Here is a 15028-nt window from a genome sequence, read left to right as displayed (position 1 = left end):
TTGCTACAGTGCGCCATCCCGCCATCACCGGGGACTACATTTCGTCCGCAGCGACCCGGTTTGCCGAGGAACGGCTCTACACCTTCCTCCGGCGACTCGACTACGTCTGCAACCCATCGGGCGCAAACCATTCCGCCGCAACAACTTGGTTCCATGCGATGCCCGACTTCTCGCCTTCGCTCAACGAGGCGCGCATACGGGAAGGGCTTCCGGTTGGAGGCATTCTTGGCTGGGGAACCCCCGATACACATTTTATGCCTGGCATACTTCCGTCGAACGGCTGCGGGATCCTCGTCGCAAAGGTTAGGGCCCTTCCTCGCATCCAGGAACTAGTAGAGTCAGTGGCAGGCCTCGCCGAGAAACCACCATTAGTGGACTCACGGCCAGTCATCTGGGACGCGGGCCGGAAAAACCATTTTTTGAATTTCTATCGTGACGATGAAGGAACCTACTACATCGTTCTACATTGCTCCGCTCCTGAGCTGCGAGATACCCTACAGTCGCTTACCAAGACGTCCTACGACACGCCACACGGCTCGATTTCACTATTCGAGGACGGAAGTGCAGAAGGCTTTCGGAAGTTTGCAAAGCAGGCCGAAGAATTCGGAAACAAAAAGCGAGAAATAATCTGTATGGCAATCGCGTCAGACGCTAACATCATATTCAACCGGCCCCATATGGAGTTGATCAGCGACCGTTGTTTTGCGATTGGATGCTACGCCTCAAGTTTGCCGATTGCCGATGTGCCGATCATGGTTGCGCCCGGACAGCCGGCTCTCCTGGTGGACTGCTCAAATGTGATTGAAACACCACAAGGGCCAATCTATGCGGTACCGCATGGAACCGGTAATGCAATGACGCGACCCGGCAGGATCTCGTATGTCGAGCGACATTCGACCTTCGTGGTAGAAAGACGGGAGACTGCCGTGTATGACGTCGCAAGTCAAGTCTTTGACAGCTTTCCAACGCTTGACCAAGTCGGCTCGCATTTCGCTAAGTGGACTGATTCTCCCGACGCCCGACTGCGCCAGCTTCAACCAATCATCGAATTGAAGCTCCAGAAGGGGAAATTCTGAAGTGAAGAATCGGCGATATAATGCACTCCTTGCGATTGGAGCTACCGCGCTAGCATCCTTCGGCGCCCTTTGGACTCTGCTAGAGCCCTTGGATGCGTTCAAGATTGCCGTCGAAAACTCCTCCAAGCGGCTTCTAACCTATATCGTTTTAGTCTTGGCGAGCATTACGATTGGGGCGTTTGTCGGTCTCTGGCGGGCAATCGCTCTCGAAGGGTATGGCGATGGGCGGAAAGTCTCTTCCTCGCGGCTTGAGTTGAACGTCGTGCAGGAGTTAAGTAGGGCCACGAGACGCATCCTTGTTGTTGGACTCAGCATTCCCAGTTTTTCAAGCGAGCAGGCCTTGCGCACCTATGACGCGATACTGGGCAGAGGTGTGCAGATCGATTTAGTCCTCGTGAATCCCCTGTCGCCTTCCCTGCTCCAGCGTCCGCGGAGGTTGTATTCCTCTTTGCCCCATCCGTCACTAACGGCGGCTCGAACGCTGAACACGCTGACGCATTATGCCGCCGGCCTATCGGAACACCAACGTGCACGCTTCAGAGTACACATCGCGAACTCGTTGCCCACAGCGGGCATCGTGATCGTAGACAGCGAATGTATCTGGCACCCCTATCTCAATCAAGCAACCGGCGTAGCCTCTCCGTACATACGTGAAAGTACCGACTCCGGTTATGGCATTCATATTGCGCGATATGCGGAATCGCTTGCAGGACCCCCCAGCTCGTTTGCCGCTACGCGTGACCCGGACAGGCTTGCGAGGGAGTTAGAAGAGGACCCAGAAATATCCTTTGCTTATACGGAGCGTGAAGTCGGCGCGACTAGGAAGGCACTTGCCGAATGAGTCCATTCGTTGAAGGATGTAAGTACTGTGAGCGAGATAGTGATAGGACCCTTCTTACCGTCGGCGCCGTTCGCGTTGTCGCGCCCGAGCGCCCTCACGTTCCGGGATCTGAGGGGGGCCATCTAGTCGTCGTTCCGCTTCGACACGTCTCTGACCGTCGTGGTCTCGACCTAGAGGAAAGCGTCGCAGTTCAACTGTGCTCGATGCTCGCCGCGGATGCTATGCAAGAGGTTTTCGCGGCTGAGTGGCAGAACTATCAGGAGAACGGGAACTGGGCTCTGGCGACTCCGCAGGGTCCCCATATGCACGTTCACATTTACGGTAGATCAAGGCGATCCAGCACCCAGCCATTTGGAGAGGCTCTACGATTTCCCCATTCGACCGAGGTTACCGCCTGGGTGGTCGAGGCGCCCACGCCGGCCCAGCTTGACGAGGTTACGGCCCGGCTGACTGAGCTGTTGGCAACGCGCTACCTCCAGTACAGCGCGTTCGTAAAGGACTCGGCATCCGCTAGGAACCTCGATGGATGACGCGACGGTTCGGTTAGCCGACACGATAGCGCTGCTTCGCGAGGAGGGCCTTCTTGACTGGACGGGTGGGGCAGTGTCCATTCGGTCAGGAGATGCGAAGTTCCTGGTTTCGCCCGGTGGAAGCGCCCGGCGTCTTTGGCGAATCGGAGCAACCGACGCAGTTCCCGTCGACGTTGACGACCGTTCGCTGCACCACAAGCAACGCGCGCCCATCGGCATTTCTCTCCACCAAGAAATATACCGTCTTGTACCTGGCGTAAACGCCATCGTGCACACGCATGCCAAGGCATCGTTTCAGGTCTCATGCCTGATCGATAGTTTCTTGCCGGTGTTGCCTCCCACAGCTCCGTTGGGTCAGATACCAGTGCTAGGACTAGGCGGTTCCGCTACTGCGTCCGAGGACGCTCGTTCATGGGTTTCCGGCCGCCTCGTCGGCGAGATACAGCAGCTTGCCCCGGTATGGCGACGGTCGCTTGAAACCCGGGGTGCCGCATTCTTTGAGGCCGGGCATGGCTTGTATGTGCTCGGAAGATCGGCGGAGGCCGCCCTCGTTGACCTAGCCCGTATCGAGGCTGCATGCGCTCTATGGTTGACGCTCACGGTTTCACCCTCCCTAAACTCTTTCCAGCGGCCTTCACTGGAATATTGAGTTGCGCAAGGAAATCGAGGCCTACTATTCGTCGTCCTCCGCGCTTAATCGGCTGGCCGCAAGGGCCACTGGTTCCCTCACGCGGGTCAGGGTCAATCTGGTGAGGCGGTTGTGGTACTCCACGCTGCGAGTGGGATCACCTCGATGGCATAGGACGCAGTATCGATTGTCTATCAAAAGTGCTGTCGAGCCCCATATGGCTCTTCGCCAGGCATTCTACGAGGAGACGCTTAGCCTTCTGGGCGGCCGCCGGCGATTTTACCCCCTCGTAGCGATTCACTACCCATGGAACGTTGAAATTGGTCAAGGCGTCGTACTCAATCGGGGCACCTTCATTACTGCACCCGGAGCCGTGACCATCGAACCAGACGTCCTGATCGGGCCTTATGTTGTCATCAACTCAGGAGATCACAGGTTCGATGATCCCGAACGGCCGGTTCGTGGCCAAGGGCATGCGATTGCACCCATACGGATCGGCGAGGGCTCATGGCTTGGAGCTCATGTCGTGGTCTTGAAGGGCGTTTCCATTGGCCGAGGGGCTGTAGTCGGTGCTGGATCGGTGGTGAACCGCTCGATCCCCGATATGTCCATTGCGGCAGGAGTACCGGCCAGGGTAATTGGCAGCAGGCTCGATCGTCGCGACTAGCTCGGCGGTACGGCGATCCGAGCCAGGAACAGAACCCTCGATCTCGGAAGCTGCACAGGCCGGGACTGGTACCGCCCGGGGCGCCACCACCCTGCGCCCCCTCTCGCAGGGCATCGCCGGCGACGGAGCCTTCCGCTACTTCACCACCACCGCGAATGCCACAGTCGACCTCCACACCCCCTGTCCGCCATCAGCACGGCATACCGGGACATGGCCGACGCCGTCTGGTCCGCCGGTGAAGACCTCGGCGGTGTCGTCAAGAGCTTCATCGACGCCAGCATCATCGCCGGGTGGCTGCCGCCGCCGGCACCGTCACGTCCGAAACCGGCGTCGGGGCGCTCGTCGGCTACGGCGTCGCCGCCGCCGAAGCCGCCAACATGTTCCGGCTCTGGGGCGAAGCGACCAAGCTCTGCCAACAGATCGCCGCCACCGTCCTCATCTGCCGGACCGCCCTCACCCGCGAACTCAGCGACCTCGACACCGTCGCCCTCCCCTCCCTTCCCGACGGCGGTCACTACGACCACCCCCTCGCCGGGCAGCGGCGTTATGGTTATGGACGACCTGGACGACATCACGGGCGGCGACGAGAAGCGCAGCCAAGCTCTGCGCCACGTCCTGGACCAGCTCGCCCGCGGCACCGACCCGCTACTCCGCGAGTGGCCACCGCAGTCCAGGAAGGCCAGCTCACCCTCCGCCAGGAAGCCACCAGCGACACCTACGGCACCACGCTGACAGCACCCTTGCAGGCCTTCTGGACCGCATACCAAGAGATGACCCCCGAGGAGCGCGAGGACCTCGCGGCCAACCTCTTACCGCCAGGACGACCTCTCGCTTACAAGTTCTGGGCGCTTGGTCCGACGGCGTCCGTCCCGCCGTCCATGACCTCGGTCGGCTGTTCGTGCTGAACCGCTGGCCGCTGTCCTCGTCCTGACCACCCGTTGCTGTCGATAGTCAGCCGCGCGCTCCGTCGCCCGCCATACCTACCCATGAGCGTCATGACGGGGCCTTAGCGGATCAGGGCGAGGCTGCGGCGCCAAACTTGAGCGCCTCCTCAACTGCGGGGTAGGGCAGAACCGCTGGCCTAGAACGCTCACGGATCTGATGTTCTACACCTGGTCCGATCACCGGAATGCGTCGAAGAACTATGCGGGGTCCGTCATTAGGCAGAGCGGCGACCGCCGCTACATTGCGGATCGCGTTCCCGCCGTAGTTGGCGATGGTGAGGACTACTTCGTCGATGTACTGGTCGCCGGGATGTCCGTGACCGCCGAAGCCAGCCGGGGACACGACCACTGCGCGGGGCACGTTCAATGAGCCGTTTTCATCCTGAGTAGCGGCTGGTCTCGGCGCGGTGCAGGACGAGGATGGCCTTCACGATCGCCGTAGCGCGGCGGGGACAGCAACGCAGCTTGGTCAGGATCTTCCAGGTCTTCAGCGTGGCGATGGCTCGTTCGCCGCGGGCGCGGAGCCGGGCATGACCACGGTTGACGGCCCGCTGGCGACGGGACAGCTTCGGTCGGTATCGGTGGCGCTTGAACGGCGTGCGCACGCTTCCGCCGGCTCCCTGATAGCCCTTGTCCGCGAAGGTCAGCACGTTTGCGCTGGTCAGCGCGTCGATCAGTCCGTGGGCGCGGGCGGCGGTGAGGTCGTGGACCGCGCCGGGCAGCGCGGCCGACGCCCAGACCAACCGCCCGGCCGGATCGGCCAGGACCTGCACGTTCACCCCGTGGCGCTTGTGCTTACCGGAGTAGTAGGGCCGCTGGTCAGCGACCCGGTCGATGGGAATCAGCGTGCCGCCGACCGGCAAGGATGCCCGCCCCGTACCGTGCGTCTGTGATCCGACCTCGACCTCATGACACAAGTCGCTCGCTTGGGACTCGGGGGCGCCGTGGATGAGGCGGAGGAGGTTTGGAGGCCCGCCGGACTGGATGTACTACAGATCATCTGGAACGATGCCGCTGACTACGGCGCTGACGGCGAGGCTCCCGAAGGTATTCCGCGAGGCATCGTGCAGCTTTCGTACCTGCTGCGTGTCTACAACTCAGCGATGAGCGGTGGCTTGGGCTTCGCTGTCGAGGTGAACGAGCCCTTCCGTCTGAAACGCGCCATGGACGCGATGCAGTACTTCGGATTGGCGGACCTCGCCGAGCTGGTAGCAGACCTCATTGAGCACGACTTGGAGATTTACCACGCCGGGTCCAGGCACGATGATCTGGAAACTCTCCTGGGCCCTCAGGGCGGGGCCCTGACGAGGGCGTTCAGAGTCAAAGCTGCCGAAAGGCCCGCCGACTTCGGCTTGGAGTGACGGCGGCCGTCCTGTCACACCTCACCCGGCGGAGCTGCGTCGCCAGTTCCTTAGAGCACATCAGCAGCGATGGCAAGGACTTGCGATCTCCCTCCAAGGCCCTGCGACCGTAGGACACCGCCTGGTCGAGGTCCCCGCTGCGCGCCGCCACGACGCCGAGCGTGATCCGGGCTTCGGCGTTGCGCATGGGCTTGCGCTCGGTCCCGTCCGGGTCCGTAGACGAACGGATGACCTCACGGGCGTACATCTCCGCGAGACGGTCCTCACCGGCGATGCGGTAGCAGTCCATCGCGTAGAAGTCGAACTTCGCCGGGTCCACCACGAAGTGATGATCGGTGTCCTCCGGGTACGGCAGCGACTCCAGCAATGATCGGCCCTTGTCCAGCGCCGCTTCGACCTGCCGCCTGTCGCCGAGCCGCGCCCAAGCCTTGGCGCGCTGCGCCGTCAACTGGACCGCCGCCCCGTCGTGCGCTGCTACTGCTTCGCCGGCCTCGGCGGCTGCAATCACGCCTCGATAATCGCCCTGAGTGAGCGCGTACCACGCCCGCATCTCGTACGCCCAGCCAGAGATGGCGGCGTTCCCCGCTTCGTCGCCCAGCGTCAAGGCAGCCTTGCGGGTGCCTTCAGCGATTCGGCGTAGCCCCACGTCGTACTCCACGCAGCCAACGACAAGCGCGACCCATCCTGCGAGGCTCAACACCTCCTGATGCTGGGCAAGAGTCAGCCGACGGTCCATCAGGGCGTCCCGCCGCACGTCGTCCAGGCCATCGCCCGGCACGCCGACGTGAAGATCACGCTGAAGGTCTACTCGCATGCCAACCTCGACGCGATGCGTCAGGCGCTCGGCAAGCTCGATGGACGGCTGTCATAGACCCTGTTGCTGTCAGCGTTGCTGTCACCGCCCCGAGGAACGATCTTCTCGGGGCGGTTTCTGCTGGTGGTGAAGGGTGGGCGCGGCAGGTTTCGAACCTGCGACCCCTCGCTTGTAAGGCGAGTGCTCTCCCACTGAGCTACGCGCCCGGAACGCCCGTACGGCGGGCCGGAGCGGCCAGCTTACCTGCCCGCCTCCGGCCCGGTCGAACGACGTACCTGGGTGTGGGACTCAGGCAGCGGCGGCCTCGGCCAGCGCCTTGCGCCAGCCCTGCTGATCGCGCGCCTCGCCGGGCATGTTCATCTCCGCGAAGCGGACCACGCCGGCCTTGTCGATGACGAAGGTGCCCCGGTTGGCGATGCCCGCGACGTCGTTGAAGACGCCGTACGCCTGGGCCACCGCGCCGTGCGGCCAGAAGTCGGCGAGCAGCGGGAACTGGAAGCCCTCCTGCTCGGCCCAGATCTTGTGGGCGTACACGGAGTCGACGCTGACGGTCAGCACCTGGACGTCGTCGTTGGCGTACTCGTCGAGGTTGTCCCGCACCTCGGACAGCTCGCCCTGGCAGACGCCGGTGAACGCGAGCGGGTAGAAGACGAGCAGCACGGTCTTGCGGCCACGGAAGTCGGCGAGCCGTACCTCCTGGTTGTTCTGGTCCTTGAGCAGGAAGTCGGGCGCTTCGGCGCCAACCTCGACGGGCATGTGCGCTCCTACTTCTTGCTCTTGGAGCCGCGCCGCATGACCAGGCGGGCTCCGCTCCAGTCGCGGCCGGCGTTGATGGTGGAGGTCTGCTGGAGGCCGGCGGTCTGCGCGCTCTCCGCGACCTCGCTCGGCTCGACGTGGCCGTCGCGGCCGGCCTTCGGGGTCAGGAGCCAGACCACGCCGTTGTCGGCGAGCGGCCCGAGGGCGTCCACGAGGAGCTCGAAGAGGTCACCGTCGCCGTCGCGGTGCCAGACCAGAACCGCGTCGACCACCTCGTCGGTGTCCTCGTCGACGAGTTCCCCACAGCGGTCGGTCAGGGCGTCCCGGAGATCGGTGTCGACGTCGTCGTCGTAGCCCATCTCCATGACGACCATGCCCGGCTCGATACCGAACCGGTCCGCCAGGCTGCGTACCCCGTCGGCCTGGCCAGCGGTCGCGCTCACTGTCGCGTGCCTCCTCATCTATCCCTGCTCGTGGCGTCGGGTGACACCGTCGGGCCCAGTCCACACAGTTGCGGCTCGCCGCGCAAGTGGCGCACCGGGTGGAACGGAATTTACCGTGCCAGCAGCGTACGGGCACCCTGGGTGATGGCTTCCTCGGAGACCAGAACCTGACGAGCGGCCGGACCTAATGGTACAAACGAGTCAAGTCCGGCCACACGGCGCGCGGCGCCGACGTACCCGGTGTCGACGAGCGCGGACACCACGCCCTCGCCCACCCCGCCGGAGCGTCGCGTCTCGTCCACCACCAGCACCCGGCCGGTCGCCGAGGCCTCCCGGATGATGTCGGCCACCGGCAGCGGGGCCAGCCAGCGCAGATCCACCACCCGGCTGCCCACGCCCTCCGCGGCGAGGGTGGCCGCCGCGCGCAGCGACATCCGCACTCCGCTACCGAAGGTGATGATGGTGAGGTCCTCGGCCGAGCCGATCCCGTAGACGCGGGCCCGCCCGATCGGCACGTGCCGGTCCGCCCAGGCGCCCGGCTCGGCGTACTCGGCCGTCCACTCGCCGTCGCCGTCGGCGTAGAGGTCACGGGCGTCATAGAGCGCGGCCGGCTCCAGGAAGACGCAGACGCTGCCGTCCACCCGGGCCGCGGCCAGGCACGTACGCAGCATCGGCGCGGCGTCGTCCGGCCGCGCCGGCACGGCGACCACGAGCCCCGGCACGTCCCGCAGCACCGCCACCGAGTTGTCGTTGCGCGCGTGGCCGCCGAGCCCGTCCTCACCCGCCAGGGCGGCCACCCGCACCACCATCGGGTTGCGGAACGCGCCCCGGGAGAAGAACCGCATGGTGGCCGCCTCGCCGCGCAGCTGATCCTCGGCGCTGTGCAGATACGCCAGGTACCGGATCTCCGGCACCGGCAGCATCCCGGCCAGGCCGGCACCCAGCCCGAGCCCGAGGATCGAGGTCTCGTCCCGTGGCGTGTCGAACACCCGGGCCGCCCCGAACCGGTCCCGCAGCCCCTCGGTCACCCCGTGCGCCCCGCCGCCGGCGGCCACGTCCCGGCCGAACACCGCCATCCGAGGGTGGTCGAGCATGCCGTCGGCGAGCGCCGCGTTGATGCTCTGCGCCAGCGTCAGCGGCCCGGTCAGCTCCGGCGGTTTGCCGCCGAACGCCTCCGCCCGCGCCCCGGCGCCCGGCCCGGCCGCCCGCTCCGCCGCCTCGGCCACCGCCCGGGCCACCCGGACCGGCCGCCGCGGCGCCAGCTCCCGCACGACGTCGACAGCGGACGCCAGTTTCGGCTCGTCCAACGCCTCCTCGGCGATGCGGCGCAGCTGCCAGCCCCGCTCGTCGTACCGGCTGAGCAGCTCCTCGCCCCCGGCGTACCCGGAGGTGACCAGCAGCCGCGCGGTGGCCAGCAGCGGGTCGCGGGCCGCGTCGCCCTGGCCCATCAGCCGGACCGCGCCCAGGTGCAGCACGGCGGGCCGGCGGTGCCGGCGCACCCAGGCCGCCGCCTCCGCCGCCACCCGGTAGCTCTCGGCCACGTCCGTGCCGTCGGCCGCGAAGTAGCGGATGCCGGGCCGGGACCGCAGCGTCGTCGCCACCCACCCGTCGGCGGAGCCACCGCTGTCCTCGCAGACGAACAGCACCGGGATACGCAGGCCGGTGTGGTCGTACCAGCCGGCCGTGTTGAGCGCGGCGGTCACCGTGGCGTGGTTGACCGAGGCGTCGCCGAAGGAGCAGACCACCACGGAGTCCGCGGGCCAGGCCGCCGCTTCCGGCTCGCCGTCCGCGGGCCGGGCGCCCCGGCGCAGCCGCTCCAGCGCCAGCCCCAGACCGACCGCGCGGGGCAGGTGCGAGCCGGCGTTCGCGGCGGTCGGCACGACCGCGAGGTCGGCGCGGCCGAAGAGCTTCTGCCGGCCGCCGGCGGCCGGTTCCTCCACGGACGCGACAATGCCGCGCAGCACGTCGCGCGCCGCCGCCGCGAACGCGTCGTCGGGCGCGGGCTGTGGCAGATCGGGTACGCCGACAGTCGCGTCACCGTCCGCGTCCACCACGATCGCGGCTCCCGCGGGAAGGCTGCCCGCCTCGCCTCCCGCCCCCGGCCGTTCGAGATCTTGGTACGAAACGGCCCCTATAGGGGCACTTTCGTTCCAAGATCTCTCCGGTTCCCGGAGGGTGGAACGTTGCTCCTGGGAGGTGGGATTGATGTGCGCATCCTGGCCGGTGCCGCGCCGGGCGGGCAGGTCGTGCGATTCGGGCACGGCGGCCGGCAGGGCCGGGGCGGCCGCCGGGTCCGGGATGACAGCAGACGGTGCGGGGGCGACAGCCGAGGAGGCGGGGGTGGCCCGCTGCGCGGAGGATGCGGCCGGCTCGTCGGGCGAGACACCGCTCGAGGTGCCGGGGACGGCACCGGGCGAGCCGTGGACCTCGGCGCGGGCAGCGGTGCCGGGCGAGCCGTCGGCGGCGGGCGAGCCGTCAACGGCGCTGCCGGGCGAGCCGGCGGCAGCACTGGGCGAGCCGTCGACGACGGTGCCGGGACCAGCATCGGGCGAGGCGTCCACGGCGGCGTCGGGATCGGCCTCCGGGGCGGGTGTCGGCGGGACGGCCGGCGGCGGGGCGGTGGGGAAGGCGCTGGCGGCCTGGGCGGCGCGCAGGCAGTAGAACGCCCCGGAGCGGTGGTGCAGCAGCGCGGGGTCGGTCGGCCGCAGCGCGGCGGCCACGGCGGCGTTGCCCTCGTGCCCCGCCGACTCGATGGTGTGGTACCCCTCACCGAAGCCGTGCAGCCACTGCCCGGCCAGGTCGAGCAGCCGGCTGGTCAGTTGCGCGTCGAACAGGGCCAGCGCTTGCGCCCCGGTCAGCGGCCCGCCGTCGGGCAGTCGCTCGCCCAGGTCGCGCCGCTTCTCGGGCGCCCCGAGCGCGGCCAGTTCGGCCCGGAGCCGGTCGTCGAGATCGTGCGGGGTGGTCACGTCGGACAGCATTACCGACTCGGGCCCGCCGCGCCCAGTCGGACACGTTCCGCCCGGCGTGGCTCAGACCTCGCCGCACTCCTCCGGGCAGCCGCCGTCGGAGACCTTGAAGACGAGTTCACGTAGCGCGGCCAGTTCGGCGGTGCTCAGGTCGTCGAGCAGCCGGGGGTCGGACATGACGTGGGCGACCCGCTCGCGGACCTCCCGGCCGCGCTCGGTGACCACGAGCGCCTTCTGCCGCCGGTCGGCCGGGTCGGTGCGTCGTTCCACCAGCCCGGCCCGCTCCAGCCGGTCGGCCAGGCCGGTGACGTTCGACCTGTCGCAGCCGAGCTGCTCGGCGAGGTCGCGGGCCGGCAGCGGGCGGTCCGGGTCCAGTTGGTGCAGCGCGCGGGCGGCCGCCGGAGTGAGCCCCAGGTCGGCGAACGCCTCGTCCTGGTGGTGGCGCAGCGCGGCGGCGACGTGCAGGATCCGGCGCACGGTGTCCCCGGCCAGGCCCGGCCGGTCACCCGGGCCGGGCTGCTCAGCGGAGACAGTGGAGTGCGCCATCAGTGGATTGTACGTGACCAGTCAACAATTGACGTACTCCACTATCTGCGCCGCCGGTCAGCCGGGCAGGAACGAGAAGCGCACCTGGCGGTCGGGGTTGTCGCCGTTGGTGTCGACCAGGCAGATCGACTGCCAGGTGCCGAGCTGGATCCGCCCGTCGAGCACCGGCAGCGTCGCGTACGGCGGCACGAACGCCGGCAGCACGTGGTCGCGTCCGTGCCCGGGCGAGCCGTGCCGGTGCCGCCACCTGTCGTCGGTGGGAAGCAGGTCGTCCAGGGCCCGCAGCAGGTCGTCGTCGGATCCGGCGCCGGTCTCGATGATCGCCAGCCCGGCGGTGGCGTGCGGGACGAAGACGTGCAGCAGGCCGTCGCCGGCGCCGGACACGAACCGTTCGGCCTCGCTCGTGATGTCCCGGACGGTCGGCCGGGAGCCGGTCCGGACGGTGATCACCTCACTGCGCATACGGCGCATTCTGCCGCAGTGCCCGGTTCCCCGCCGCGCCCGCCGATAGCGCATCCGGTGATCGCGCAAAGTTACTGATGGGTACCTGTGTTCAGCGTCGCGTCTGAGGGTGGGAGAGGTGACGGCACGCGCCACCAGGGGGCAGGATGGCGCTAGAGACCTATCCCACACGAAACCGAGGGAACGCCTGTGGCTACGGAACGCAAGCGCCCGGTGATCACCGCTGGTCTGCCGAGCCAGCTTCCGGACATCGACCCTGAAGAGACCAGCGAATGGGTCGAGTCGCTCGACGGTGTCATCGACGAGCGCGGGACAAAGCGAGCCCGGTACGTCATGCTGCGCCTGCTGGAGCGGGCCCGCGAGCGGCAGGTCGGGGTGCCGTCCCTGACCACCACCGACTACATCAACACGATCCCGCCGGAGCGCGAACCGTGGTTCCCGGGTGACGAGCACGTCGAGCGGCGGCTGCGGGCGTACATCAGGTGGAACGCCGCGATGCTGGTGCACCGGGCGCAGCGCCCGGAGATCGGCGTCGGTGGCCACATCTCCACGTTCGCCAGCTCCGCGTCGCTCTACGAGGTGGGCTTCAACCACTTCTTCCGGGGCAAGAACCACCCGGGCGGCGGCGACCAGATCTTCTACCAGGGCCACGCCTCCCCCGGCATGTACGCGCGGGCGTTCCTGGAGGGCCGGCTCAGCGAGAACCAGCTCGACGGGTTCCGGCAGGAGCTGTCGCACCCCGGTGGCGGGCTGCCGTCGTACCCGCACCCGCGGCTGATGCCGGACTTCTGGGAGTTCCCGACCGTCTCCATGGGTCTCGGGCCGCTGAACGCCATCTACCAGGCGCGGTTCAACCGCTACCTGCAGCACCGGGGCATCAAGGACACCTCCCAGCAGCACGTCTGGGCGTTCCTCGGCGACGGCGAGATGGACGAGGTCGAGTCGCTCGGCGCGATCGGCGTGGCCGCCCGCGAGGAGCTGGACAACCTCACCTTCGTGATCAACTGCAACCTGCAGCGCCTGGACGGACCGGTCCGCGGCAACGGCAAGATCATGCAGGAGCTGGAGGCGTTCTTCCGGGGCGCCGGCTGGAACGTCATCAAGGTCGTCTGGGGCCGGGAGTGGGACCCGCTGCTCGCCGCGGACACCGACGGCGCGCTGGTCAACCTGATGAACACCACGCCCGACGGCGACTACCAGACCTACAAGGCGGAGTCCGGGGCGTACGTGCGGGAGCACTTCTTCGGCCGCGACCCGCGGACCCGCAAGATGGTCGAGCACCTGTCCGACGACGAGATCTGGAACCTCAAGCGGGGTGGCCACGACTACCGCAAGCTCTACGCGGCCTACAAGGCGGCGATGGAGCACACCGGCCAGCCGACGGTGATCCTCGCCAAGACGATCAAGGGCTGGACGCTCGGCTCGCACTTCGAGGGCCGCAACGCCACGCACCAGATGAAGAAGCTGACGCTGGAGGACCTGAAGCTCTTCCGCGACCGCCTCTACCTGGACATCCCGGACAAGTCTCTGGAGGAGAACCCGTACCTCCCGCCGTACTACACGCCGGGCGAGAAGTCGGACGAGATCACCTACCTGAAGGACCGGCGTCAGCAGCTCGGCGGCTACCTGCCCACGCGCAGCACCGCCCGCAAGACGCTGGCCATCCCGGGCAGCGAGCGGTTCTCCGACGTCAAGCGCGGGTCGGGCAAGCAGAAGGTCGCCACCACGATGGCGTTCGTCCGCCTGCTCAAGGACATCATGAAGGACAAGGAGTTCGGCAAGCGCTGGGTGCCGATCATCCCGGACGAGGCCCGTACGTTCGGTATGGACTCGCTGTTCCCGACGCAGAAGATCTACTCGCCGCACGGCCAGCGCTACACCGCGGTCGACCGGGACCTGTTCCTGTCCTACAAGGAGTCGACCACCGGCCAGATCCTGCACGAGGGGATCAACGAGGCCGGTTCGGTGGCCTCGTTCACCGCTGCCGGCACGGCGTACGCGACGCACGGCGAGCCGATGATCCCGCTGTACATCTTCTACTCGATGTTCGGCTTCCAGCGCACCGGCGACGGGTTCTGGGCGGCGGCGGACCAGATGGCGCGGGGCTTCGTGCTCGGCGCGACCGCCGGCCGGACCACGCTCAACGGTGAGGGCCTGCAGCACGAGGACGGCCACTCGCTGCTGCTCGCCGCCACCAACCCGGCGGTGGTCTCCTACGACGCGGCGTTCGCCTTCGAGCTGGCGCACATCGTGGAGAACGGCCTGCACCGGATGTACGGCGAGGCGCAGGAGAACATCTTCTACTACCTCACCGTCTACAACGAGCCGATCTTCCAGCCGGCCGAGCCGGAGGGCGTGGACGTCGAGGGCATCGTCAAGGGCATCCACCGCTACTCCCCCGCGCCGCAGGTCGGCGACGACGCGCCGAAGGCGAACATCCTCGCGTCCGGCACCGGCATGCAGTGGGCGCTCAAGGCCCAGCAGCTGCTCGCCGAGGACTGGGGCGTCTCGGCCGACGTGTGGTCGGTGACGTCCTGGACCGAGCTGCGCCGCGACGCGGTCCAGTGCGAGGAGCACAACCTGCTCAACCCGGGCGAGGAGCCACGGGTGCCGTACATCGCGCGGAAGCTGGCCGACGCCGACGGGCCGAAGGTCGCGGTCAGCGACTGGATGCGCGCGGTACCGGACCTGATCGCCCGCTGGGTACCCGGCGACTACACCTCGCTCGGCACCGACGGGTTCGGCATGTCGGACACCCGGCACGCGCTGCGCCGCCACTTCCACGTGGACGCCGAGTCGGTGGCGGTGGCCACGCTGCGCCAGCTCGCGCTGCGCGGTGTGGTGCCGGCGCACGTGCCGGCCGACGCGGCCCGCAAGTACGCGCTGGACGACGTCAACGCCGCCCCGGTCGGCGAGACCGGCGGCGACAGCTGAAAGGAAGGGCCCCTTCTTAACGCCTCCGGTAGAGGAGGGGCCCCTTCTTAACAACCTCGG

The 15028-nt window shown here is 67.3% G+C and carries 14 protein-coding genes, 1 tRNA gene and 1 pseudogene; 8 read left to right on the top strand and 8 right to left on the bottom strand.

Annotated features, from left to right (window positions below):
• Positions 1-8 precede the first annotated feature (8 nt).
• From O7542_RS03035 to O7542_RS03020, 5 genes are all read left to right on the top strand, one after another.
• On the top strand, positions 9-1076 hold the full coding sequence (locus O7542_RS03035; RefSeq protein ID WP_281605664.1) for a hypothetical protein: 1068 nt from the start codon (positions 9-11) through the stop codon (positions 1074-1076).
• A gap of 88 nt (positions 1077-1164) precedes the next feature.
• Positions 1165-1917 (top strand): hypothetical protein, encoded by a 753-nt coding sequence (locus O7542_RS03030; protein ID WP_281605663.1) that lies wholly within the window; start codon positions 1165-1167, stop codon positions 1915-1917.
• 1375 nt (positions 1918-3292) lie between these two features.
• Positions 3293-3742 (top strand): acyltransferase, encoded by a 450-nt coding sequence (locus tag O7542_RS30505; protein ID WP_348651587.1) that lies wholly within the window; start codon positions 3293-3295, stop codon positions 3740-3742.
• 290 nt (positions 3743-4032) lie between these two features.
• Positions 4033-4647, top strand: a complete 615-nt coding sequence (locus O7542_RS03025) for a hypothetical protein (RefSeq protein ID WP_281605662.1) — start codon at positions 4033-4035, stop codon at positions 4645-4647.
• Between the two features lie 196 nt (positions 4648-4843).
• Positions 4844-5056, top strand: coding sequence for a hypothetical protein (locus O7542_RS03020; RefSeq protein ID WP_281605661.1), 213 nt, complete (start codon positions 4844-4846; stop codon positions 5054-5056).
• A gap of 7 nt (positions 5057-5063) precedes the next feature.
• Here the strand turns inward: O7542_RS03020 and O7542_RS03015 are convergent.
• Positions 5064-5537: pseudogene (locus O7542_RS03015) on the bottom strand (transposase family protein); the annotation flags it as partial.
• Positions 5538-5630: 93 nt separating this feature from the next.
• Between O7542_RS03015 and O7542_RS03010 the strand changes: the two are divergent.
• Entirely contained in the window at positions 5631-6047 is a 417-nt protein-coding gene (locus O7542_RS03010; RefSeq protein ID WP_281605660.1) for a hypothetical protein, read from the top strand.
• Here the strand turns inward: O7542_RS03010 and O7542_RS03005 are convergent.
• On the bottom strand, positions 6007-6705 hold the full coding sequence (locus O7542_RS03005) for a hypothetical protein (protein WP_281605659.1): 699 nt from the start codon (positions 6703-6705) through the stop codon (positions 6007-6009). The genes O7542_RS03010 and O7542_RS03005 overlap by 41 nt on opposite strands.
• A 48-nt stretch (positions 6706-6753) precedes the next feature.
• Between O7542_RS03005 and O7542_RS03000 the strand changes: the two genes are divergently transcribed.
• Complete coding sequence (locus O7542_RS03000; protein ID WP_241826511.1) at positions 6754-6918, top strand: hypothetical protein; 165 nt, start codon at positions 6754-6756, stop codon at positions 6916-6918.
• Between the two features lie 77 nt (positions 6919-6995).
• Here O7542_RS03000 and O7542_RS02995 read toward each other — a convergent pair.
• The 6 genes from O7542_RS02995 to O7542_RS02970 form a co-directional block, all read right to left on the bottom strand.
• A tRNA-Val gene (locus O7542_RS02995) sits at positions 6996-7067 on the bottom strand.
• A gap of 82 nt (positions 7068-7149) precedes the next feature.
• Entirely contained in the window at positions 7150-7617 is a 468-nt protein-coding gene (locus O7542_RS02990; protein ID WP_043329219.1) for a peroxiredoxin, read from the bottom strand.
• A gap of 8 nt (positions 7618-7625) precedes the next feature.
• Positions 7626-8060 carry a DUF3052 domain-containing protein gene (locus O7542_RS02985; protein WP_013287823.1) on the bottom strand — a complete coding sequence of 145 codons (435 nt, stop codon included), beginning with the start codon at positions 8058-8060 and terminating at the stop codon, positions 7626-7628.
• 110 nt (positions 8061-8170) lie between these two features.
• Positions 8171-11038 (bottom strand): transketolase C-terminal domain-containing protein, encoded by a 2868-nt coding sequence (locus tag O7542_RS02980; RefSeq protein ID WP_281605658.1) that lies wholly within the window; start codon positions 11036-11038, stop codon positions 8171-8173.
• A gap of 51 nt (positions 11039-11089) precedes the next feature.
• Entirely contained in the window at positions 11090-11572 is a 483-nt protein-coding gene (locus O7542_RS02975) for a MarR family transcriptional regulator (protein ID WP_064448237.1), read from the bottom strand.
• Between the two features lie 57 nt (positions 11573-11629).
• Positions 11630-12034 carry a secondary thiamine-phosphate synthase enzyme YjbQ gene (locus tag O7542_RS02970; RefSeq protein WP_197494962.1) on the bottom strand — a complete coding sequence of 135 codons (405 nt, stop codon included), beginning with the start codon at positions 12032-12034 and terminating at the stop codon, positions 11630-11632.
• A gap of 189 nt (positions 12035-12223) precedes the next feature.
• On the opposite strand from O7542_RS02970, the gene aceE reads away from it, so the two are divergent.
• Positions 12224-14968 carry a pyruvate dehydrogenase (acetyl-transferring), homodimeric type gene (aceE, locus tag O7542_RS02965; protein ID WP_113972615.1) on the top strand — a complete coding sequence of 915 codons (2745 nt, stop codon included), beginning with the start codon at positions 12224-12226 and terminating at the stop codon, positions 14966-14968.
• Positions 14969-15028 lie beyond the last annotated feature (60 nt).

Origin of the sequence: Micromonospora sp. WMMC264 (assembly GCF_027497275.1) — a bacterium.
Taxonomy (GTDB): domain Bacteria; phylum Actinomycetota; class Actinomycetes; order Mycobacteriales; family Micromonosporaceae; genus Micromonospora; species Micromonospora chalcea.
Note: the sequence above shows the minus strand (reverse complement) of the source record. Positions and strands in the feature narration are given on the sequence as shown.